Here is a 21,193-nt window from a genome sequence, read left to right as displayed (position 1 = left end):
CAGCCGATGCACACGATGGACCCCACCTTTCTGCGCCTGTCCTCCGCGCTCACGGGATTCACCGAAAGCGACCTGACCGGCACCGGCCTCGCCGAGGCCTACCACTGGGTCATGGTGGACCGGGCCGGCGGCGAAGCCGTCGGCCGGCTGCTCGGCCGGTTCGGCACCGCGGAACAGACCGCCGAGGCGGACCCCGAGCTGCTCCATGCAGAGCTCGACCGCCAGGTGATGGGCGATCCCGAGCACGGGCCGCTGGCCCGCAATCTCGTCCGGCTCTGGTACGTCGGCATCTGGCAGGCGCTGCCGGACGCCTGGCACGAGCAGTACGGCAGCGATCGGCGCAGCGCCGACGCGACCTTCGTCCCGGCCCCGGACTCCTACGCCCGCAGCCTCATCTGGCGTACGGCGGGAGCGCCGCCCAGAGGCGCCCAGGCACCGGGTTTCGGCAGCTGGGCCCGAGCTCCGCAGCACGAGTGGAGCGCATGAGCATGGAGGACACTGTGAGCAGCCGCGGAGTTGCCGGAAACGAGCGGGCGGACCACCACGACGTGGTCATCGTCGGGAGCGGCATCAACGGCGCGATCCTGGCCAAGGCGCTGGGCGCGCACCGCAAACGCGTGCTGGTGCTGGAGGCCGGCACGAACGAAGCGAGCACGACGGACGGCTACCGGGACGCGGTACGCGCCTTCCACAGCGCGCCCGTGAAGACCCTCAACTCGGCCTATCGCCGTAATCCGAACGCGCCCTACCCCGATGTCGGCGACCTCGCCGCCGGCCCCAACGGCGCTCCCGGGTATTTCGTCCAGCGCGGGCCGCGGCCGTACGCCAGTGACTATGCGCGGGTCCAAGGCGGTGCCTCGATGTACTGGCTCGGCACCTGTCTGCGGATGCCCCCTGAGGACTTCCGGACCAGAACGCTGTTCGGCCAGGGCCTGGACTGGCCCCTGGGCTATGACGAGCTGGTGCCGTACTACGCCCGTGCCGAGCGGGAAATGGGCGTGTCGGCCAACGCCGGTGAGCAGGCGTACGGCGGTATGTGGTTCCCCGAGGACTACGCCTATCCGATGTACCGCATCCCGCCCAGCCACCTCGACCGGGTCATGGCGCAGCAGCTGAACGGCAAGGCGCTCAGCCTTGGCGGGCAGGAGTACACGCTCCATGTGCGCTCCATGCCGCAGGCGCGCAACAGCGTGCCCAACCCCGCATACGACGGCGGGCGCGGCTATCGGCCGGTGGGCGCGGCGGGCGATCCGGAGCAGGGGCTGCGATGTGTGGGCAGCGCCAGCTGTATGCCGATCTGCCCGAGCCAGGCGAAGTACACGGCCCTGAAGACGCTGGACACGGCGGACCTGTCCCACACCACCGTGCTGACCCGAGCAGTCGTGAGCGAGCTGCTGGTCGACCCCGCCTCGGGCCGGATCACCGGGGTGAAGTACCAGCGCTATCAGGACTCCGGCTCGCCGGAGCACACCACCCACCTGGTCACCGCGGACATCGTAGTGCTGGCCGCGCACGCCATCGAGAACGCCAAGCTGCTGCTGGCCTCGGGCATCGAGAGCTCCAGCGGCCTGGTCGGCAAGAACCTCATGGACCACCCCACCCTGATCACCAGGGCGCTCGCCGCCGATCCGGTCGGGGCCTTCCGCGGGCCGGGCGTCACCTCCGGCATCGAGGTGTTCCGCACCGGGCCGGCCCGCGCGCGGCGCGCCGGCTACCGGGTGGAGATCGGCAACTGGGGGTGGGCCTGGTCCTCCGGCGCACCCGCCGGTCATCTGGCGCCGCTGATGGACGAACTCGGGCTGTTCGGCCGCGATCTGCGCGCCCGGCTGGCCCGCGAGCTGCCGCGACAGTTCCAGCTCCAGTTCATGCTCGATCAGATGCCGAGCGAGTCCAACCGCGTCACCATCGATCCGGCCCACCGGGATCAAATGGGCAACTTCCGCCCGGTCATTCACTACGACGTGGATGACTATGTCCGTGCCGGAATGTCGGAGGCCCGTGAGCTTTCCCGGTGGATTTTCGACGCCGTCGGTGCGGAGGACCACTCCGAGGTGAACTCCGCACTTCCAACGCATGTGCGCCACGGTGCCGAGGAGTTCACGTACTTCGGTGCCGGGCATGGCGCGGGAACGCACATCATGGGCACCAGCAAGCACAATTCCGTGGTGGACGACCGGCAGCGTTCCTGGGACCACCCCAATCTCTTCATCGTCGGCTGCGGCTCGATGCCCACCATGGGCGCGGCCAATCCGACGCTGACCATGGCTGCCATGGCGTATCGCACCGCCGATGAAATCATCCGGTCGCTGTGATCTGAATCGTCACACCCCCGCGGCCGTTCCCCGGGTCTTTTGCGACCCTCCCCGAGCGAAGGAGCAGCATCGTCATGACCACGCCGTTCCCGGAGATACCGGAAGGTCTCTCCCTGCCCTTTTATTACAGTGCCCTGCTGAACTGCGGGGTGAACTACCTGGTGGACTACGACCGTTGTGCGAAGCGACTGGAAGGCACCGGCTTCACGCCGGCCGCATTCGACGGCGCCGCCTGCGTCTCCTTCAACTACCAGCTCTACGTGGGGCAGTTCCGGCAAGGCGCCTCGATCACGCAGGAGGTGGAGTACAACGTCATCTGCCACCCCGATTCCCGCCGCGGCCAGGTGCCCGACGTCACCTTCGAGCAGTATGCGCTGGGTGACGAGCAGAGCCGGCACCTGGGGAACTTCCGGCTGCACGTACCGTGCGACAACGAACTCGCCATCGCCGCCGGGGAAACCCTCTTCGGCGAGCCGAAATTCCGCACCACCTTCACCACGGAACTTCCCACGCCGAACGCCCCGGGTCCGGAGACCTGGATGTTCCGGTGCCACGACCCCGAGGCCGCCGAAGCGGCCATTTTCACCTGCGTCGTCGACCTGAGCGGCCTCACCCCGATTCCGGCCAGCTTTTCCCCGGTCACGGAGTACGGAGTGGTCGACGGGGTGCCGATCGGCGCCCGCTGGAACATCCTCTCCCCGCTGAATGTCCATCTTCTCGGCCTCGGCCGGGCCGACCGGGTCCGGCTCACCTTCGGTGAGAGCAGCCATCCGATGGGCACGGACATGCAGGAAATGCTGGAGGATGCCGAACCGGCATCCGTCTTCACCTTCCGGTCGGCCCCGGCAGCGGTACAGAGCCGCGCTTACTACGTCTGAAAGAGGAAATCGGAATGCCCGCACACAGCACTTCAGGTACGCCCCTCCCGGGGGACGGTCAGGGGAATGACGGGATCGCTGTCGACATACTCGTCGTCGGCGCCGGTCCGGCGGGGCTGGCAGCCGCGAACCGCCTCAGCGCAGAACGCTATTCGACCCTCCTGGTGGACGCCGGAAAGCCGGTGACCGACCGCGACCGGGACGCCCCCGAGGAAATGAGCCAGGGGTACGGCGGCGCCGGCCTGTTCTCCGACGGAAAGTTCTCCTTCTTCCCCTCCGCCAGCGAGTTATGGTCCTTACGCCGCTACCCGGATCTGCGGGCCGGTTTCGACTGGACGTGTGAGGTCCTGGGCGCGGCCGGCCTCGACACCCCACCGTTCCCGGACGACCCGAGTGCCTACTCCATCGGCTCGGGGGAGTGGGTGCTCAAGGAATATCCGAGCGACTACCTCTCCTTGCCGGCACGGCTGGAGCTGACACAGGGGCTCGTGGACAAACTGGAGGTCGACGTCCTGCCCCGCACCCGGGTCGCCGGCCTCGAATACCACCACCGCGAGGGAACCTTCCTGGTGGACCTGGCCGGCCCCGACGGGGACCAGCGCATCCGTGCGCGGCGGGTGCTCGTCGCCACCGGGCGGTTCGGCCCGCTGGGACTCGTCGACCGGGTGCAGGAGCGTTCCTGGCGCCGGCTGGAGGTCGGCTTCCGCATCGAGCAGCCCGCCGAGGAGTCGTTCTTCGCCGGGATGAAGCAGCTCGATCCCAAGCTGCGGCTGCGTCGCGAGGACGGTGCCGTCGAGTGGCGCACCTTCTGCGCCTGCCGGCAGGGCGAGGCCGTCCTGACCGAGACCTCGGGCATGTGGACGGTGTCCGGGCGGGCGGACTGCCCGCCGAGCGGCCGGTCCAACATAGGTTTCAACACCCGGGTCCTGGATGAGGACATCGCCCGGCGCGCCATGCCGCACATCGAGGCGGCCCTGTCGGACTCCGCCTCGTGGTTCCGGGTGCCGCTGAAGGAATTCCTCGGCGGCCGCCCCGAGGCGTCCGAGGCGCTGCACCGGGCCTACGGCGTGGAAGTGAGCGCCCTGATGCGGGAAGGCCTCGAGCGGCTCGCGGAGAAGTTCCCCGGCGTCGCGGGCGAGCGGACCGAGCTGATCGGCCCGACCCTGGAGGGCGTCGGCTGGTATCCGAAGGTCAACGGCGATCTGCGGATGGCCGAGTGGCCGATGTACGTGGCCGGTGACGCCTGCGGGCTGTTCCGCGGCATCGTCGCCGCGATGATCAGCGGCTGGTACGCGGCGAGCGCGCTGGTGCACGAACTCGATGTCAGCAAGGAGACGGTCGGTGCCTAGCGACGTGGGGCCGAAGCTCGGAGTCGGGGTGGTGGTGTGCAACACCGCCGGGGAGATCCTGCTGGGCAGACGGATCAAGGCCGGAGAGCCGGAGTCGTGGTGCCTGCCCGGCGGCCGGGTGGAGCTTGGGGAGTCGTTCGACCGGGCGGCCCGCCGGGAGCTCCACGAGGAGACCGGGATCGACCTCGCCCCGCAGCAGTTCGCCCCGTTCGCCCTGCTGCTGGGGGACGTGCACGGCACGGCCTGGCTGACCGCGGGAGTCCAGGCGGCTGCCGGCGACCGGCGCGCGGTCGTCACCGAGCCGCACAACTTCAGCCGGTGGGAATGGTTCGCCGCGGACGCCATGCCCGCAGAGCTGTTCCCCGCCAGCCGTCAACTGCTCGCGGTACGCGCCGGTGCACAGCCTTCGGACTGCCACGCGTACCGCCTGGGCCGGGTCGGGGAATGACGGATGTCCGTACTCCACGTCTTCGACATGGACGGCACCTTGCTCCCCGGTACCACGGCCTCCCTGGAGCTCGCCCGGCACTTCGGCTGTGAGCGCCGGCTGCACGACCTGGAGGCGTCCTTCGCGGCCGGCGGCAGCACCCTGGACTTCGCCCGTGCCCTGCTGGCGCTCATGCCGGAGCTGACCGCCGAGGTGGTGGCCGAGGTCTTCGACGCGGCTCCCAAACTCACGGGCATCCGCGAGGTGCTGTCCGACATCGCGGAACGCGGTGAGCACGCCGTGCTGATCACCATGTCGCCGGACTTCTTCGCGCAGCACTTCGCGCGGTGGGGCATGGAGGTCTTCGCCTCCGCCTTCCCGCCACCGCCGTTTCGCCGGCCCCTGGCGGAGGACGGCATCCTGACCCCGGCGGACAAGCCGCGGCTGTGCGCGGCACTGCAACAGCGCCTCGGGGTGGGGGAGGAGGTCGTCGCCTACGGCGATTCCCACTCCGACCTGCCGCTGTTCCAGGTCGCCCGGCACACCGTCGCCGTCAACGCGACCGCGCCCCTGCGGGCACACGCCACCGTCGACTACGTCGGACGTGATCTGCGGGTCCCCTATGCCGAGGTGCGTCGGACCCTGGGCCGGCTTCCGTCGGTCCCCGTGCCGGCCGACCGACGGGAACAGCGGCCCCACGCCGCCGTGCCCGACCGACTTGGAGACCCCACATGAAGACCGACGGCAAGCTCGGTGACGTCCTGTTCACCTCGGCCCAGATCCGCTCCCGTGTGCAGGAGCTGGGCGCGCACATCACCAGTGACTACGCCGACAAGGAGCTGACGCTCATCGGGGTGCTCAAAGGCGGCGCGATGTTCGCGGCGGACCTCGCGCGGGCCGTCCGGCTCCCCGTATCGCTGGAGTGGATCCGACTGTCCACGTACGCGGACGGTGCGGTCGCCGGGGAGGTCCGGCGCAAGGGCGTCGATCTGGACGCCGATCTGCGCGGCCGGCATGTGCTCCTCGTCGAGGATCTGATCGACTCCGGAGTGACGCTGGCCTGGCTGCGCGACCACCTCGCGGCCTTCGGCCCGGCGTCCGTCGAGAGCTGTGTGCTCATGCGGATGCACAAGGAAGACCAGATCGAGAACCGGCCGGTACCCCGCTATGTCGGATTCGAGGTGCCGTCCGCCACCTGGGTCGCCGGCTACGGCATCGACTACGCCGACCGGCACCGCAATCTCCCCGACATTTATGAGTACCAACTACCGGCCATCGCCGCGTAGTTGCTCACGTCCTCACCCGGCGCCCGACCCTCAGGAGGATCACTGTGGCGCAGCCCAAGACCGACAACACTCTCCCCTTACAGGGACGTACCGCCGTCGTCACCGGCGCCTCCTCGGGAATCGGCGCGGCCACCGCCCGCCTGCTGGCCGTGCGGGGAGCGCGCGTGGCGCTCCTCGCACGGCGGGAGGAGCAACTGGCCGCCCTGGCCGGGCAGATCGCCGCGGACGGGGGCCGGGCCGTCGTGGCCGTGGCCGACCTGACCGATCCGGACTCGGTGGCCGGGGCCGCCGAACGGATCGCGGCCGACCTGGGGCAGGTGGACCTCGTGGTGAACAACGCCGGCGTCATGCTGCCCTCGCCGGTCACCGAGGGGCACCAGGACGAGTGGTCCCGGATGATCGACCTCAACCTCGCCGGCGCGCTCCGGGTCATCCGGGCCTTCGTGCCGGATCTGATTGCCGCAGCTGAGCGTGGTGACCAGGCTGATTTGGTCAATATCTCGTCCGATGCCGCGCACCGGGGTTTCCCGAATTTCGCCGTTTACTGCGCGACCAAAGCAGCCGTCACTCACCTCTCGCACACACTGCGCACCGAGCTCGGACTTCGGCAGGTACGCGTCACAAATATCGAACCCGGCCTGGTCAAAACTGAGTTGACAGAGCACATCACGCATCCGGAGTCGTACGAACTCCTGACGGGCCTCACCCGCAGCATGCCCGTACTCGCTCCGGCGGACATCGCGGAGGCCGTCGCCTTCACGACGTGCCAACCAAGCCATGTGAACTATTCGCAGATCGTGGTCGGCCCGACGACCCAGGTATAACCGACCCGTCCTGATCCCCACTCAGGAGAACACACTCCCCAAGACCCCACTCATGGAGAGAGAGGCATCCCTTTGTCATCCGAAAGTCGACTCCGTGATCGAAGTGACACGGCGGTCGCGGAGCAGTCGGGGCGCCTCGGCGGCGCGCCGTTACTACTCGCCGTGGGCACGTTCGCCATCGGGACGGATGCGTTCGTCATCGCCGGGCTGCTGCCGTCGATTGCACGTGATCTGCATACCTCGGTCCCGTCGGCCGGGCTGCTGGTGACGGTGTTCGCGGTCAGCTACGCGATCGCGGCCCCCCTGCTGACGGCACTGACCGCGGGCTGGGGCCAGCGGCGCATCCTGGTGCTGTCCCAGCTGGTGTTCACCGTCGGCATGGTGCTGCAGGCGGTGGGCCCCGCCTTGGCGGTCGTGGCGGCGGGCCGCGTCATCGCGGCGGCCGGCGCGGCGACCTACATCGCCACCGCGGGTGCGGCGGCGAGCGGCATGGTGAGCCCCGAGCGGCGGGGGCGCGCCCTGGCGATGGTCACCGGCGGCCTGACCGTGTCCACCGTGCTCGGCGCGCCGCTCGGCGCGCTCGTCGGTGACTGGCTCGGGTGGCGGGCCACCCTCTGGCTGGTCGCCGCGTTCGGGCTGGTGGCCTGCGCGGGCGCGGCCCGGGTGCCGGCCCAGCCCCTGGGCGGCGCCAAGGCCAAGGCACGGTTCGCGGTGCTGGCCCGTCCCGGGATGCTGCCGGTGCTCGGCGTCACGGTCGGCCAACTGGCGGCGATCTTCACGATCTACACCTACTTGCCGGCCGCGTCCTCGCCGGGCGTCACCGAGGCCCAGTTCCCCCTGCTGCTTCTGCTCTACGGCGTCGCGGGGGTGGCCGGCAACGCGCTGGCCGGCCGGCTCACGGACCGGTTCCGGCCGCTGGCGGTGCTGCGGGTCGGGCTGCTGATCAACGGCCTGATCGCGGCGCTGATGCTGGTCGGCCGGCACAGTCTGCTCGCCATGGTGGTGCTGGTCCCGGTCTGGTCCGCCTCGGGGTGGCTGGTCACGGTCCCCCAGCAGCACCGGCTCATGTCGCTGGTGCCGGACGCCCCCGCGGTGGCGCTGGGCTGGGTGGAGGCGGCGATCTACGCCGGGACCGCCGTCGGTTCCGTGGTCGGCGCGCGACTGCTGGACCTCGAACTGCCGGCCTGGCTGGGTCCGGCCGGAGCGGCGTTCGCCGCCGTCGCGCTGCTGCTCAGCCTGTTGAAGGTCCGCGCGCCGGCCGCCGCGGACGGGCCCACCGACCCGGCGCCCGCCTAGGCCCGGCCCACCGGCCTGGCCCTGCCTAGGCCCGGCCCGGCCACCGGAAACCACCACCCGCACCAACAATCCGCACCTGCCCCTTCGCACTGTTTGGAGCACGACGATGGCACTGGAACGCACGCAGTCGGTGAAGGTCTACGTCACCGATGTCGAGTCGGCGATCAGCTTCTACACCGAGTCCCTCGGGATGGAAAAGCGCGCCGACCACCCCTTCGGGGAAAAGGACCGCTGGGTGACCGTCGCCCCTCCCGGCGACAGCCTGTCCTTAAGCCTGCGGCCCGCCGATGACGAGCATCGCGCGGGCGTGGACACCGGCATCCAGTTCGGCAGCACCGACGTGCGCGCCACCGCCGAGGAACTGATCGCGCGGGGTGTGCGCTTCACCGAATTTCCGGCCGAACAGTCCTGGGGCTCGTGGATGGGGGAGTTCGCCGACCAGGACGGCAACACCTATGTGCTGTACGACAGGCTGACGGACTGACCCACAGCGTGTGCGCGGGGGCGGAATCGATGGACCCGCCCCCGCGCCTTCCGCATGCCTGAATGGTAAACAAAGAAACTTCCCAGCGGGGTGCTTCGACGGCATCACCCCGCCCCCATCCGACGGTTCTTCTTTGCCTTCCCCGCATTCTGGAGCACGGCGTCCTTGGCGCGTTCTGATCCATTACCTCGGGTGCCTCTTGCGCGCTGCGGATAAACTGTCCTCTCCACCGCGTGACCTGGCCATCCTTGTCAAGGCCACACGCTCTGGCATGAATGCGTCGTGAATGCGTCGTGAATGGGGGAATGCATGTTGTCCGTAGTAAAGCGAGCATCTGGTGAGTTATGTCCCGTGCGTGTGCTGGTGATAGACAGTCACCCTTTCTTCCGTATCGGGCTTCGTACCTCGATTCTGAACAGTGCGGACATCGAACTCGTCGGTGAGGCCGACTCCTTCGACGAAGGCTGGGCCTCGGTCGACGGAAGCGCCGTACCGGATGTGGTCATCGTCGACGGCGATCTGCCCGAGATGACGGAAAGTGAACTCATCAGGAGCGCCTACGGCGAAGAAAGCTGTGCCCGAGTGCTCTTGGTGGGGGCACATGCGGACGGCGACCGCCTCCTCTCGGCGCTCGCCGCCGGAGCCCGCGGCTATGTCCTGAAGACCGCGGCCGTGGACGAGATCCTGCACGCGATCCATATCGTGGCAGCGGGCGGGGTCGTGGTCAGCAAGCCGCTCGTGGACCAGGTCGTTGCCGACTACGAGCGGCGGCCGTCGGCCGGGGACTGCCACGTGGCGGCCGACCGCACCGTGGGGCATCTGACCCCGCGGGAGCTGGATGTCGTCGAATTGATTGCGGCCGGCGCCAGCAACCGGCAAATCGCGGACCGCCTCTTCCTGAGCGATAAGACGGTGCGCAACTACGTCGCCAATGTCATGGGGAAGTTGGGCGTCTCCCACCGCTCCGAAGCCATTGTCGCGGCTCTCAAGGCCGGTTTCGGTGGGACGGAGGGTGCGCAGCCCCGCTCAGCGTGACGCCATCGGAGCCTGGCGTTTTCTTGTTGAACTTCTTTCCGTACCGCCCTTGTTGAAGTTCTCGACGGAGCGTGAATTCCGTGCTGACGTGTGAGGGAATGCGGAGCGGTTGATGGTGTGTGCGTGACGCTGCCCCGGACGGCGAGGGCCTTTACCGTTCGGGGGCGTCGGCTTTGCGGTGCGCGTGGCGCTGCACTTACCGCGCACGCCCAGGCCGGTGGAGTCGTCATCGCTGCTCCCGGACGGGTACGCCAGCTACTCGGTTCCGCGCGGAGCGCTCCCCGCACTGCCTGCACTGGTTCTGACCGCGCGCTCGCCGACGCTGCACACGTCTCGTTGGTCGGGCTACCAGGGGGCTTCGTGGTGCTTGCTTGCTGCGTGGTTGGTGCTAGGTGGTCACAGCACTAGACGCCCGTCAGGCCGTCGAGGCGCTCGCGGAGGAAGTCGGCGTGGCCGCAGTGGCGGGCGTATTCGGCGATCATGTGGGTGTAGATCCAGCGCAGGGTGACCTGGCCGCCCATGAAGGGGCTGGTGTCGTCGAGGGAGTGGGCGGCACAGTGCGCCCGGGCGCGAGCGATCTCGGCCTGCCAGACAGCCAGCGCCATTTCGTACGTGGCTCCCTCGGCGAGGTCGAAACCGCCGTCGTGGGTCCCGGGCCCGGCACCGTTCTCGAATATCGGTGGGGCGTCCTCCTGCGCCAGGATCCGGCGGAACCAGTTCCGTTCGACCTCGGCCATGTGTTGTACGAGGCCGAGCAGGGTGATGGGTGAGGGCGCCACCGACACCTCGCGGAGCTGGTGCTCCTCCAGGCCGGCGCATTTCTGGGCGAGGGTGCTGCGGTAGAAGTCCAGCCAACTCTCCAAGGACGTCCGTTCATCGGCGTCCAGAGGCGGCATGACGCGTTCGGGAGTGCTCATGTTCGTCATCGTGGCACGGGGGTCTGACAATGCCCTGGGGGCGCGGGCAGGGGAGCGGGGGTTCCCGGACGGGCTTCGTGCTCACTCCTGCTGATGGGCCGCGCGCGCCGCCTCCACGAAGTCCTCCAGTGCTGCCCAGAACGGGCGGAAGGCGGCATCGAAGTCATGGCGGCCGTCGGCCTCGTCGGACAGGTCTGCCGTCATGGCCGCATAGAAGGGGCGGGTTGCCCGTTGGAGGGCGAGCGCCGCGGCGGCCGCCGCGGGCGGGCCCTCCAGGTCGACGACGCGCGCGCAGCGCCGGATCTTGGCGTACTCGGCGACCTCCCGCTCCCGCAGCTCGCCGAGGGCGGCGCTACGGTCCGGGGAACCGGGCAGCCGCAGCGCGGCGGAGATCTCCCAGAACAACTCGCCGATGTGGTGGGTCTGTTCGATGAGATCCAGGTAGGCCGTGCGCCGGCTCTCCCGCAGCCGCTCGGCCCGTTGGGAACGGGCGGCGGTCTCGGCCTGGATCCTGGCGGCCTGGGTGCTGCCGCGGCCGGTCACCCAGCTGGCGAGCACCGCCGTACCGCCGGTCACCGCCGCGATCGCCAGAGTCCACACCGTGCTGTCGCCCACGTGGAGTCACGATACCGAGCCGTGGCGGAACCCCGGTCGCCGGCCCGCGGCTGTCCGCGGGCCGGCGACGGTGAACCGACGGCCTCCGGTTCCGCCCCTACGACGGGCACGCCACTACGGGCCGCTACGACGGGAATTCGGCCGCCGGCACCGTGCTCGTGCGCGCATTGCCGCCGAAGACCTTGTTCAGGGTGAAGGTCAGCACCGTGTACTGCGTCCCGCCGGTCACCCGCACCGTCTTGAAGTTCGCGTGGTCGTCGAACTTCTCGAAGCTGCACTCACGGGTGAAGGAGCTCTTCGGGCCGTTCCAGTCCTCGCCGGTGGTGAAGTACACCGTGTACGAGCCGCTGTTGACGCTCCGTACGGTCGCGTTCGACCCGTGGCGCACATACAGCGAGAACGCGGTGCGCTTCCCGCGGGTCAAGGTCACCACCGCATCGCGGGCCGTGCCGTTCTTGACGGTCAGCCGACCCAGACCGCCCCGGCTGCCGTCGCGGACGAGGGTGCCGTTGGTGAGCCGCCGGTGCTGGGCCGGTTCCGTACGCGGCAGGTGCAGGGTCGTGTCGTAGCCGAGGGCGGTGAGCGCACGCCCGGCGGCCTGGACGCTCTGCGGGCTCTGCGCGCTGCCGAGGGCGACGCGGGGGGAGGTGGCGCAGCGGCCGCCGCCGGCGCTGCCGGCGCTCTTGAGGTCCTGCCCCAACGCCCGTAAGGCGGAGACGAGTTGGCTGTTTCCGGGCGAGGCGTCGTCCGGTGTCGCGGTCATCTGGAGGGTGTCCGCGGCCGCATCGGCGCGGGACGACGCCGTGTTCAGTGCGGTGTTCAGCGCGCTGCCCTCGTGGGCGCTGTCCACGGTGCGCAGTGCGTTGTTGAGCGGTCCGAGGGCGCCGGTCAGCGTGTGGCGGTAGGCGGCGCGGTCGACGGTCGGTGTCTGGCTGGGGGACGGAGCCGAGCTGTCGGCCGCCGAGGCCCCGCCCGCGCCGTCCGAGGAACAGGCCGACAGCGGCAGCGAGAGGGCGAGGGCCGCCGCGGCGAAGCTCGCCGCCCGGTGTGTCGTGCGCAGCCGGCGACCCTGCCGCGGCAGCGGTGCGGGTGCGCTGCGGTCCTGGTCGTGCGCCGGTCTCCCGTGCCTGTCCGACGGTGCCCCGCCCGTCGCGCGCGCAGACGTGTACGTTCTCATGAGTCCCCCGATTCCCCCGGTATCCCCCGACTTCCGGCAACCGCCGGAAGAACCAGGCTTCTCCGCCCAGAAGGGGCTGTCAAGGCCGTTTGCGTGGGCGGTAGTTGAGCGCTGATTCTGCGGATTTCGGGCTTCCGCAGCCGTGCGCCGGTCACCTGGGGGTCTGCCGAGTCCCCGGCCCCGCAGGGTGAGTGATCTTCTTCCGTGGGTGGCCGTACGGCGCGACGTCCCAGTGGCGGGTGCGGTGCGGCCGTCGGCGGATGCCGGAGCGGCGGGAACACCGGCTCCGCCGCCTCCATGGCCGACCGACGGCGGCTGCGCCGGGGGACGGGGCGGCGTCGTCCCGCCAGGACCGTCAGCCGGGGCGGCGTCGCGCCCCCAGGGCACCCCGTCCAAAGACGCCCGCCGGGTGGCGCACCGTCCATCCGGGCAGGTCACCGGGGCCCCGGTGGCAGCCGGAACCCCCGCTGGGCCGTTCGGGCCGTCCAAGGCCCAGTCCCGCGTGCGCCCCGGCCACTACCTCTCACTCAGAGCTAAAATTGGGGCATGGCTGCAGGGGAGTTCCCCGACTCGCTCGCCGAGGTGCTGGCCGGTGTCCAGCGGCTGATCCGGCGCCGGCTGCGGGCCGGGCTGACCGTCCCACCGCTGCGCGGCGCCGAGGTGGAGCTGCTGCGGCTGGTCGCGGAGCGGCCCGGGATACGGGTGTCGGCCGCGGCCAGGGAGCTCTGTCTCGCCGGGAATTCGGTCTCCACCCTGGTCAATCAGCTCAGCCGGGCCGGGTTTCTGCGCCGGGAGACCGCACCCGAGGACCGCCGCTCGGCCCTGCTCTACCCCACCCCCGAGGCCCGGTCGCGGCTGCGTGACTGGGAGACCCGCCGCAGCGCTCTGGTGAGCGAGCAGCTCGCGCGCCTGCCGGAAGCCGACCGGGCGGCGCTGGCCGCGGCCCTCCCGGCGCTGCGCCTCCTCGCCCACAACCTGCACGAGGAGGCGGAGGGCACATGACCACCGACGACGACGGACGGCCGGGGCGGCTGACGGGTTCGGGGCCGGAGCGCGCGCCCTTCGCGCACCGCGCCCCGGCCCCGGACGCCCCCGGCCGGTCCACGTCCCCTCCCGACGCGGTGACCTGCCGCGGTCTGCGCTATGCCTTCGGTGAGACCAGAGCCGTGGACGGCGTCGACCTGTCCGTCCGCCCCGGCGAGGTCTTCGGGCTGCTCGGACCGAACGGCGCGGGAAAGACCACCGCGATCCGCTGCATCACCACCCTGCTGCCCGTCCCGGCCGGCATGGTGCGGGTCTTCGGGCACGACGCGGCCAAGGAGCGGATGGCGGTGCGCCGGCTGCTGGGGTACGTACCGCAGCAGCTGTCCGCGGACGCCGGGCTGACCGGCCGCGAGAACGTCGCGCTCTTCGCCCGGGTCTTCGACGTCCCGCGCCGAGAGCGGGCGGCACGCGTCACCCAGGCGCTGGCGGCGGTCGGCCTCACCGATGCGGCGGGCCGGCTCGCCAACACGTACTCCGGCGGGATGGTCCGCCGCCTCGAACTCGCCCAGGCGCTGGTCAGCGCGCCCCGTCTGCTGATGCTCGACGAGCCGACGATCGGCCTCGACCCGATCGCCCGCACCAGCGTCTGGGAACACATCAACGCGGTACGGGCCGCCACCGGCATGACCGTCCTGGTGACCACGCACTACATGGACGAGGCCGACCAGTACTGCGACCGCGTCGCGCTGATGCACCACGGCCGGCTCCGCGCCCTCGGCACACCGGACGAGCTCCGGGCGGCCCTGAGCGCCCGCCGCCGCGCGGCCCGGACAGCGGCCCCGCCGGCCTCGCCCTCCCCGGGCACTCCCACCCCCGCACCGGCCGCTTCCCCTGCTTCTCCCTCAGCGGCCCCATCGCGCTCGTCCGAGGCCGCACCGACGCTGGAGGACGTCTTCCGGGACGTCGCCGGCAGCGGCCTCGACGAGCAGTCTGGAGACTTCCGCGATGTCCGAAGCACCCGCCGCACCGCCCACCGCGTCGGCTGAGCCGGCCACCGGCGCCGGCCGGCTGGATCTGCTGCTGGTCCCGCCGCGCGCCCGCGCCGGCTGGCAGGTAATGCCCGCCAGGGTCGTCGCGATGTGCGTGGTCGAGCTGCAAAAGCTGCGCCACGACCGGACCGAGCTGTACACCCGCGCGGTCCAGCCCGCCCTGTGGCTCCTGATCTTCGGTGAGACCTTCACCCACATCAAGGCCATCCCGACCGGTGGCACCCCGTACATCGACTTCCTGGCGCCCGGCATCATCGCCCAGTCGGCCATGTTCGTCGCGATCTTCTACGGCATCATGATCATCTGGGAGCGGGACGCCGGCATCCTCACCAAGCTGCTGGTCACCCCGACCCCGCGGGCCGCCCTGATCGCCGGCAAGTCCTTCGCCGCCGGGGTCAAGGCGCTGATCCAGGCCGTCGTGGTGATCGTGATCGCCGCGCTGCTCGGTGTGGCCATGACCTGGAATCCGCTGCGGCTGCTCGCCGTCGCCGTCGCCGTGGTCCTCGGCTCGGCCTTCTTCTCCTGCCTGTCCATGTCGATCGCCGGGATCGTGCTCACCCGCGACCGGCTGATGGGCGTCGGCCAGGCCATCACCATGCCGCTGTTCTTCGCCTCCAACGCCCTCTACCCGCTGTCGGTCATGCCCGGCTGGCTCCAGGCGGTCAGCAAGATCAACCCGCTGAGCTACCAGGTCGATGCCCTCCGCGGCCTTCTCCTGGGCACCCACGCCCATCTGGCCCTGGACTTCACCGTCCTGACGGTCGCCGCCGCCCTGGGCATCGCTGCCGCCGCGTCACTCCTGGGCCGCCTGGCGCGCTGAGCGCCGTACCGTCCGGTTCGCCGGGCGTCCCGCCGCCCTGGGGAGTCCCCTGCCTCGACCGCGCTTCTTGAGCCAGGTCAACAGCGTCACAGCATCCCATCAGGCCTCGACTTCAGAGCGTGCCCTGGGGCTGCGGACGATGCGGAGGCCCCGCCTCCGCATCCGCCCCCTCGGACGCCCTGACCCCCGACCCCGTCCCGCTCCGGTACACGAACCAGGGCAGAAAGAACTGCGTGAGCGGACCGACCGCGAGGGCGTACAACACGGTGCCGACACCCACGGTCCCACCCAGGAGCCAGCCCACGGCGAGCACGGTGAGCTCGACAAGCGTGCGGACGAGCCGGAGGGAGCGGCCGGTTGCGGTGGACGCGCCGGTCATCAGCCCGTCCCGGGGGCCGGGGCCGAAGCGTGCGCCGACGTAGACGGCGACGGAGAGACCGTTGAGGAGGACACCCCCGACGAGCAGACCGGCCCGGGCCGGGAGGCCGAGGTGCTGGGGGAGGAGGGCGAGGCCGAGGTCGGAGGAGTAGGCCAGGACGACGATGTTGGCGACGGTGCCGAACGTCGGTCGCTGCTTGAGGGGGATCCACAACAGGAGCACGAGGACACCGAGGACGGCGCTGATGGTGCCGAAGCTCAGGGCGGTGCGGTGCTCCAGGCCCTCGTAGAGGACGCTCCAGGGGTTGACGCCCAGCGAGGCCCGGACCATGAGCGAGAGGCTGAATCCGTACAGCGTGAGACCGAGGAACAGCTGGGGGAGGCGTCTTTGCGGCTGCTCGCCGAGGGGGAGGCAGGTGAGGGGCGGTGGTGAGGGGCGCGGTACGGATGCCGGGGGTGCAGTGGTGTGTTGCCCGCTGCGGCGCCCGGTGGGGCGCGGTGGGCGGTCCGTGGTTTCCGGCTCCAAGGCGGTGGCCTCCGATGTGCTCGATGTGTCTGACAGCTACCGGCGGCGAGTCTGTACAGTGATCGGCCCAGAGAGCAGGGCCAATTCCGGGGGAGTGGTATGGCCGACTCGCAGCCGTTCCGGCCCGCGGGCCGGGCGGACCGCGCCGGGCGCACGCTGGGGAGCCGGCAGCTCGCCGCCCTGCTGCCCGACCCGGCGGGCATGCGGCCCGCTTACCGTCATCTGGCCCAGGCGATCAGCGCGTTGATCCTGGACGGGCGGATCGCGTTGCACGTCAGACTGCCCGCCGAGCGGGAGCTGGCCACCGCCCTGCACACCAGCAGGACCACCGTCACCGCCGTGTACGACCTGCTGCGCGAGAGCGGCTACGCGCACAGTCGGCAGGGCTCCGGCACCTGGACGGCCCTCCCCGAAGGCCGTACCCCGCACGGCATCAGCCGGCTCCTCGGCCCCCAGGACACCGCGATCGACCTGGCCAGGGCCGCCCCCGGGCTGCCGGAACAGGCGCTCACCGAGGCGCTCTCCGAGGTCGCCCCGCAGCTGGGCGCGCACGCGCACACCCCCGGCTACCACCCCTACGGCCTTCCGGACCTGCGCGCCGCCATCGCCGAGCGCTTCACCCGGCGGGGCCTGGCCACCGTGCCGGAGCAGATCCTGGTGACCTCCGGCGCTCAGCACGCACTCACGCTGGTCCTGGGGCTGCTGTGCCGCCCCGGCGACCGGATCATGGTCGAGAATCCCACCTATCCGAACGCGCTGGACGCCATGCGCCGTGCCCGGCTCCGCACGGTGTCGGTTCCGGTGACCGATACCGGCTGGGACATCGAGATCATCGAATCGACCCTCCGTCAGGTCGTGCCTCAACTGGCCTATATGATACCGGACTTCCACAATCCGACGGGTTGTCTCATGCCCGAGGAGGAGCGAGTGCGCACCCTGCGTGCCGCGCAGCGCTCCGGCACCTGGCTGGTCATCGACGAGACGCTGGCCGACCTCGCCCTGGACGTTCCCGCCCCGCCGCCGTTCGCCTCCCATGCCGCGCCCCTGGGGCGTCCGCTGCCCGAGCGCGGTCGAGAGCTCGTCGAGGGGACCGGCCAGCTCATCACCCTCGGCTCGATGAGCAAAACGCATTGGGGCGGGCTGCGCATCGGCTGGCTGCGCGCCCCCTCGCGGCTGGTGACCGAACTCGCCGGGCAGCGGGTCGCCACCGATATGGGCGGCTCGGTCCTGGACCAGCTCCTGGCCCTGGCGCTGCTGTCCCGGGCCGGGGAGCTGCTGCCTCCCCGCCTGGTGCAGCTACGCGAGCAGCGCGCCGCCCTGGCCGCGGCACTGGCCGCGCACGCCCCGTCATGGACCTGGCAACTGCCCCCCGGCGGCCTGTCGTTGTGGGTCGACCTGGGTGCGCCCCTCGCCTCGGCGCTCGCCGGGCGGGTCCTGGACTACGGGGCGCGGATCGAGGGCGGCGCCTACTTCGCCACCGACCCCGGCCTCTTCGAACAGCGCCTGCGCATCCCGTACACCACGACGCCCGACACCCTGCGCGAAGCGGTGCACCGCATGGCCGTCGCGGTCGCCGACGGCCTGCCGGACTCGTCCGCCACCCGGCGACCGCACTGGGTCGCCTGACGCGTGCCGTGGCCCATGGCTCGCGGGCCCGTGGCCCGTGGGCGGCTTCCGCGACCGCACGGGGCGGCTTGCCCCGACGGTCTCCCGGCTCCAGAACAATCCGGTCACCCGGTATTCCGCTGCCGTCCGTCCGCAGGAAAGACTCTTCACACGAGCAGCATTCCGCCCGGGTAAATAGCGAATAAGAGTAACGTGCGTTTCTTGAAGTGCCATCTGACGCCTGGCATATGGGGAATCACCTAGCCGGCTCTCTGGCAGGGTGAAGGGAGCGGCGTCGGCGGAGAAGTGAGCCGGCGTCACGCCACGGGCTTTCGCGGGCTTCCCGGAAAATACGGGGCAGCCGTCGTTCGTCCGTTCTTGCCTTTGGGTATGGGCCGTCGGTCAGTCGGTGTCCGGAATTTCCGGAGGCGGGAAGAATTCGCGTTATCCGCGCTCTGCCACCGGAGGGATAAGTGAGGGCGACCGAGCCGCAGTACGCGGTTCAGCGCGGCCGTCACGGCACCGGTATACGGGCCTGCGGCGCCGCCCTCCGGTCTCCCCTTCCCCGGCTTTTGGTGCCGCCACGGAGCGCGGGGCCACATGCGGTGGCAGGCGATGCCGGACGCCCGTCCCGTGCCTGCTCACGGGCTCCTCCGGGCCCGCCGCCGCCCGGAGATATGCCACTCCGCCCGGCGTCACCCCCCTGCCCGTGTCGTGTGACCGAGGCACGACTTCCGCTGGTGTCCCAGGAGTTTGACAATGCAACGAGCCGACGCATCCGCCTCGACGGCACTTCGGCCCTATATCAAGGCCCACTACCACTTCCAGTTCTTGAGCGCCGCCTTTCGCTTCGGCCTTTTTTCGATTCTCGAAAAGGATCCGGGGATGACGGTCAAGGACATCGCGGTGCGGCTGGGACTGAACGAGCAGCCCACCCGTATCCTGCTGCTCGGGTGCACCGCCACCGGACTTCTGCACAAGGACGGTGACGGCTACCACAACACCGAGCTCACCCGCCCCCTCGCGGAAAACCTCGACCAGGTGCCGGCGGCATATATTCCATGGGAGAGCAAGGGCATTTACCGGGCCATCGGCTGGTTCGCCGAAGCGCTCGACCAGGACTCGAACGTCGGCCTGCAACGGGAAATTCCGGGAACGGCACCGACGCTCTACGGGCGGCTCGCCGAGAACCCGGAGCTGGAATCGGCCTTCCACACCATGATGGGCGCGGTGAGCCAGCTGGTCGCCGAGGAGATCGTGGAGCGGATCGATCTGTCGGGCCATCGGCATCTGCTCGACGTGGGCGGCGGCACCGCCATCAACGCGGCGAATCTGGCGAGGAAGTGGCCCCACCTCCGGATCACGATCGGCGATCTGCCCTCGATCGCGGCGCTCGCCGAGGAGAAGATCGCGGACATGGGGCTGGCCGACCGGGTGGACGCGGTCAGCCTCGATGCCTTCCACGACGAGTTCCCGTCCGGACCCGACGCGGTGCTCTTCGCCCACTTCCTCGAAATCTGGTCGGCCGACCGCGTCCGGGACCTGCTGGCCCGGGCCTCTCGTCAACTCCCGCAGGGCGGCGGGCTGTTCGTGGTCACCCCCTACCAGAACGACGAGGAGACCGGCCCGGAGCGCTCCGCGTATCTCTCGGCGTACTTCCACACCATCGCTTCCGGGGAGGGCATGGTGTACACGCCCAAGGAGTACGAACAGTGGTTCACCGAGGCGGGTTTCGAGCCCACCCAGCGGGTGCTGCTCGGACCGGACGCCGTGGCGATCTGCGGCCGTAAGGTCTGACTCCGCCCGCCTGCCGGGACGGCACCGACCGACCGGATTCCCTCGCGCGGAACCCGTCATCACGTCGGCGCCGGCCCGACGGCCGGCGCCGGAACACGCCGCCGGCTCAGCTCTGCCAGGCCGCGACGACCGAGACGGCCTGCGAGGGGTTCAGCCGCGGATCGCACAGGCTCGTGTACGCCTCGCCGACCCGGTCCACCCCTGCCGGGTCCGCCACGCACTCCGTGACCTCGTCGGGGGTGGCTTCGAGGTGGAGTCCGCCCGCGACACCGCCCACGGACTCCACCGCGCGCTGAAAGGCCCGCACCTCCTGGACGACGGTCCGGACATGGCGCGTCTTACGGCCGCAGGGCGCGGAAACGGTGTTGCCGTGCATCGGGTCGCTGACCCAGATGACGGGGTGGCCCGCGTGCAGGACGGCCTTCACCAGCTGCGGCAGCCGGTCCGCGACGTTCTCGGCGCCCATCCGGGCGATCAGGGTCAGCCGGCCCGGCTCCCGGTCCGGGTCGAGGACCTCGCACAGCGCGAGCAGTTCCTCCGCCGCCATCGCGGGCCCCACCTTGCAGGCGACGGGGTTGACGACCTCGGACAGCAGGGCGACATGGGCGCCGTCCACCTGGCGGGTGCGCTCGCCGATCCAGGGGAAGTGGGTGGAGGCCAGCAGCAGGCCGCCGTCGTCGCACGGGCGGAGCTGTGGAAGCTCGTAGTCCAGGAGCAGCGCCTCGTGGCTGGTCCATACGGGAGCCTCCGGGACCGCCCCCGCGGGGCGCTGCCACCCCAGATGCCCCATGATCTCGTTGGCGGCCATATAGCCGGTCAGCATCCGCAGCGGATCGGGCCGGCGGGCGGCCGGGTCGGCCTCCGGGCCGTTGACCATATGGCCGCGGTAGACGGGCAGTTCCGCGCCGCCCACGGTCTCCGTGGCCCGTGACCGCGGCTTGGCGAACTGTCCGGCGAGCCGGCCGACCCGGACGACGGGCCGGTGTGCGGCCATCTTCATCGTGCCGGCGAGCAGATCCAGCAGGGCGGCCTTGCGGTGCACGTCCCGCGCGGTGCTCTCCTCCGGGTCCTCGGCGCAGTCGCCGGCCTGGACGAGCTGTGCCCGGCCGAGGGCCACCTCGGCCAGCGCGGCACGCAGCGCGCGGACCTCCGCGGCGCCCACCAGCGGAGGCCGGGTGGCGAGCTCCCGCCGTACCTGTGCAAGCTGTTCCTGGCGGTCCCAATGCGGCTGTTGCAGGGCAGGTTTCTGCCGGATGCCGAGCAGGGTGTCTTCCATCGTTTCTCCCGTGCGTGGTGGATGAGGGCGAGGCGGCGCCGGACGGGGCAGGCGGCGTCCGGCGCCGCCTCGGGGAGGGCCGCGCCGGCGGGTGTCGGTGGTGCCGCCGGGGCCGGAACCTTCGCGCTGCTCCGGGGGCCGGCGGGCATGGTGTGGTG

Annotated in this window: 21 protein-coding genes; 16 read left to right on the top strand and 5 right to left on the bottom strand. The window is 70.7% G+C overall.

All coding sequences use genetic code 11. From position 1 onward, the window contains the following. Positions 1-6 precede the first annotated feature (6 nt). The 11 genes from CPH93_RS07785 (at position 7) to CPH93_RS07735 (ending at position 9,891) form a co-directional block, all read left to right on the top strand. On the top strand, positions 7-486 hold the full coding sequence (locus tag CPH93_RS07785; protein ID WP_093485752.1) for a hypothetical protein: 480 nt from the start codon (positions 7-9) through the stop codon (positions 484-486). Positions 487-488: 2 nt separating this feature from the next. Then, positions 489-2,312, top strand: coding sequence for a GMC family oxidoreductase (locus CPH93_RS07780; RefSeq protein WP_096212390.1), 1,824 nt, complete (start codon positions 489-491; stop codon positions 2,310-2,312). A 74-nt stretch (positions 2,313-2,386) separates the two neighbouring features. After that, a complete protein-coding gene (locus CPH93_RS07775; protein WP_093485756.1) occupies positions 2,387-3,190 on the top strand; it encodes a hypothetical protein in 804 nt (267 codons plus the stop codon). A 14-nt stretch (positions 3,191-3,204) separates the two neighbouring features. After that, positions 3,205-4,539 carry an NAD(P)-binding protein gene (locus CPH93_RS07770; RefSeq protein ID WP_096212389.1) on the top strand — a complete coding sequence of 445 codons (1,335 nt, stop codon included), beginning with the start codon at positions 3,205-3,207 and terminating at the stop codon, positions 4,537-4,539. Beyond that, positions 4,532-4,987 carry a nucleotide triphosphate diphosphatase NUDT15 gene (locus CPH93_RS07765; RefSeq protein ID WP_159032262.1) on the top strand — a complete coding sequence of 152 codons (456 nt, stop codon included), beginning with the start codon at positions 4,532-4,534 and terminating at the stop codon, positions 4,985-4,987. The genes CPH93_RS07770 and CPH93_RS07765 overlap by 8 nt, the downstream gene beginning before the upstream one ends. Before the next feature lie 3 nt (positions 4,988-4,990). Continuing rightward, positions 4,991-5,701 carry an HAD family hydrolase gene (locus tag CPH93_RS07760; protein WP_096212388.1) on the top strand — a complete coding sequence of 237 codons (711 nt, stop codon included), beginning with the start codon at positions 4,991-4,993 and terminating at the stop codon, positions 5,699-5,701. Continuing rightward, a complete protein-coding gene (locus CPH93_RS07755) occupies positions 5,698-6,252 on the top strand; it encodes a phosphoribosyltransferase (RefSeq protein ID WP_096212387.1) in 555 nt (184 codons plus the stop codon). Before CPH93_RS07760 ends, CPH93_RS07755 begins: the two co-directional genes overlap by 4 nt. 44 nt (positions 6,253-6,296) lie before the next feature. Continuing rightward, positions 6,297-7,076: an SDR family oxidoreductase gene (locus CPH93_RS07750; protein ID WP_096212386.1), complete on the top strand. Its 780-nt coding sequence runs from the start codon at positions 6,297-6,299 to the stop codon at positions 7,074-7,076. Between the two features lie 162 nt (positions 7,077-7,238). After that, entirely contained in the window at positions 7,239-8,372 is a 1,134-nt protein-coding gene (locus CPH93_RS07745) for an MFS transporter (protein WP_159394979.1), read from the top strand. 106 nt (positions 8,373-8,478) lie between these two features. Beyond that, a complete protein-coding gene (locus tag CPH93_RS07740; protein ID WP_093485771.1) occupies positions 8,479-8,856 on the top strand; it encodes a VOC family protein in 378 nt (125 codons plus the stop codon). Positions 8,857-9,207: 351 nt separating this feature from the next. Further along, a complete protein-coding gene (locus CPH93_RS07735) occupies positions 9,208-9,891 on the top strand; it encodes a LuxR C-terminal-related transcriptional regulator (RefSeq protein ID WP_159394978.1) in 684 nt (227 codons plus the stop codon). Between the two features lie 404 nt (positions 9,892-10,295). Here the strand turns inward: CPH93_RS07735 and CPH93_RS07730 are convergent, their stop codons facing one another. The 3 genes from CPH93_RS07730 to CPH93_RS07720 all read right to left on the bottom strand — a co-directional run bounded on the left by CPH93_RS07730 (position 10,296) and on the right by CPH93_RS07720 (position 12,600). Next, entirely contained in the window at positions 10,296-10,808 is a 513-nt protein-coding gene (locus CPH93_RS07730) for a DinB family protein (RefSeq protein WP_096212383.1), read from the bottom strand. 81 nt (positions 10,809-10,889) lie between these two features. Continuing rightward, positions 10,890-11,423 (bottom strand): hypothetical protein, encoded by a 534-nt coding sequence (locus tag CPH93_RS07725; protein WP_096212382.1) that lies wholly within the window; start codon positions 11,421-11,423, stop codon positions 10,890-10,892. Positions 11,424-11,547: 124 nt separating this feature from the next. Beyond that, positions 11,548-12,600, bottom strand: a complete 1,053-nt coding sequence (locus CPH93_RS07720) for a hypothetical protein (RefSeq protein WP_096212381.1) — start codon at positions 12,598-12,600, stop codon at positions 11,548-11,550. A gap of 546 nt (positions 12,601-13,146) precedes the next feature. On the opposite strand from CPH93_RS07720, the gene CPH93_RS07715 reads away from it, so the two are divergent. Genes CPH93_RS07715 through CPH93_RS07705 form a run of 3 tightly spaced genes read left to right on the top strand, consistent with a single transcriptional unit; the run spans position 13,147 to position 15,453 of the window. Next, complete coding sequence (locus tag CPH93_RS07715; RefSeq protein ID WP_093485781.1) at positions 13,147-13,602, top strand: MarR family winged helix-turn-helix transcriptional regulator; 456 nt, start codon at positions 13,147-13,149, stop codon at positions 13,600-13,602. After that, on the top strand, positions 13,599-14,630 hold the full coding sequence (locus CPH93_RS07710) for an ATP-binding cassette domain-containing protein (RefSeq protein ID WP_096212380.1): 1,032 nt from the start codon (positions 13,599-13,601) through the stop codon (positions 14,628-14,630). The genes CPH93_RS07715 and CPH93_RS07710 overlap by 4 nt, the downstream gene beginning before the upstream one ends. Beyond that, positions 14,590-15,453, top strand: coding sequence for an ABC transporter permease (locus CPH93_RS07705; protein ID WP_093485785.1), 864 nt, complete (start codon positions 14,590-14,592; stop codon positions 15,451-15,453). The genes CPH93_RS07710 and CPH93_RS07705 overlap by 41 nt, the downstream gene beginning before the upstream one ends. A gap of 112 nt (positions 15,454-15,565) precedes the next feature. Here the strand turns inward: CPH93_RS07705 and yczE are convergent, their stop codons facing one another. Then, positions 15,566-16,162: a membrane protein YczE gene (gene yczE / locus CPH93_RS07700; protein WP_231977225.1), complete on the bottom strand. Its 597-nt coding sequence runs from the start codon at positions 16,160-16,162 to the stop codon at positions 15,566-15,568. A gap of 294 nt (positions 16,163-16,456) precedes the next feature. On the opposite strand from yczE, the gene yczR reads away from it, so the two are divergent. Together yczR and CPH93_RS07690 are read left to right on the top strand one after the other, a co-directional pair. Beyond that, positions 16,457-17,983, top strand: a complete 1,527-nt coding sequence (gene yczR, locus CPH93_RS07695; protein ID WP_096212379.1) for a MocR-like transcription factor YczR — start codon at positions 16,457-16,459, stop codon at positions 17,981-17,983. A 738-nt stretch (positions 17,984-18,721) separates the two neighbouring features. Next, on the top strand, positions 18,722-19,759 hold the full coding sequence (locus CPH93_RS07690; protein WP_096212378.1) for a methyltransferase: 1,038 nt from the start codon (positions 18,722-18,724) through the stop codon (positions 19,757-19,759). Positions 19,760-19,865: 106 nt separating this feature from the next. Here CPH93_RS07690 and CPH93_RS07685 read toward each other — a convergent pair whose 3' ends face one another. Next, positions 19,866-21,035: a 3-deoxy-7-phosphoheptulonate synthase gene (locus tag CPH93_RS07685; protein ID WP_096212377.1), complete on the bottom strand. Its 1,170-nt coding sequence runs from the start codon at positions 21,033-21,035 to the stop codon at positions 19,866-19,868. Between the last annotated feature and the right edge of the window lie 158 nt (positions 21,036-21,193).

The sequence above is a fragment of the Streptomyces sp. 2323.1 genome, from assembly GCF_900221035.1.
Lineage (GTDB): Bacteria > Actinomycetota > Actinomycetes > Streptomycetales > Streptomycetaceae > Streptomyces > Streptomyces sioyaensis.
This window is presented reverse-complemented; position numbering and strand designations above follow the sequence as displayed.

Bases quoted from the DNA above. Each gene is read 5' to 3' on its own strand.
- CPH93_RS07785 (WP_093485752.1), top strand. From the start codon at position 7: ATGCACACGATGGACCCCACCTTTCTGCGCCTGTCCTCCGCGCTCACG.
- CPH93_RS07780 (WP_096212390.1), top strand. From the start codon at position 489: ATGGAGGACACTGTGAGCAGCCGCGGAGTTGCCGGAAACGAGCGGGCG.
- CPH93_RS07760 (WP_096212388.1), top strand. From the start codon at position 4,991: ATGTCCGTACTCCACGTCTTCGACATGGACGGCACCTTGCTCCCCGGT.
- CPH93_RS07690 (WP_096212378.1), top strand. From the start codon at position 18,722: ATGCAACGAGCCGACGCATCCGCCTCGACGGCACTTCGGCCCTATATC.
- CPH93_RS07730 (WP_096212383.1), bottom strand. From the start codon at position 10,808: ATGAGCACTCCCGAACGCGTCATGCCGCCTCTGGACGCCGATGAACGG.
- CPH93_RS07770 (WP_096212389.1), top strand. From the start codon at position 3,205: ATGCCCGCACACAGCACTTCAGGTACGCCCCTCCCGGGGGACGGTCAG.
- CPH93_RS07740 (WP_093485771.1), top strand. From the start codon at position 8,479: ATGGCACTGGAACGCACGCAGTCGGTGAAGGTCTACGTCACCGATGTC.
- CPH93_RS07720 (WP_096212381.1), bottom strand. From the start codon at position 12,600: ATGAGAACGTACACGTCTGCGCGCGCGACGGGCGGGGCACCGTCGGAC.
- CPH93_RS07685 (WP_096212377.1), bottom strand. From the start codon at position 21,035: ATGGAAGACACCCTGCTCGGCATCCGGCAGAAACCTGCCCTGCAACAG.
- yczR (WP_096212379.1), top strand. From the start codon at position 16,457: ATGGCCGACTCGCAGCCGTTCCGGCCCGCGGGCCGGGCGGACCGCGCC.
- CPH93_RS07775 (WP_093485756.1), top strand. From the start codon at position 2,387: ATGACCACGCCGTTCCCGGAGATACCGGAAGGTCTCTCCCTGCCCTTT.
- CPH93_RS07755 (WP_096212387.1), top strand. From the start codon at position 5,698: ATGAAGACCGACGGCAAGCTCGGTGACGTCCTGTTCACCTCGGCCCAG.
- CPH93_RS07710 (WP_096212380.1), top strand. From the start codon at position 13,599: ATGACCACCGACGACGACGGACGGCCGGGGCGGCTGACGGGTTCGGGG.
- CPH93_RS07705 (WP_093485785.1), top strand. From the start codon at position 14,590: ATGTCCGAAGCACCCGCCGCACCGCCCACCGCGTCGGCTGAGCCGGCC.
- CPH93_RS07715 (WP_093485781.1), top strand. From the start codon at position 13,147: ATGGCTGCAGGGGAGTTCCCCGACTCGCTCGCCGAGGTGCTGGCCGGT.
- yczE (WP_231977225.1), bottom strand. From the start codon at position 16,162: ATGGTCCGGGCCTCGCTGGGCGTCAACCCCTGGAGCGTCCTCTACGAG.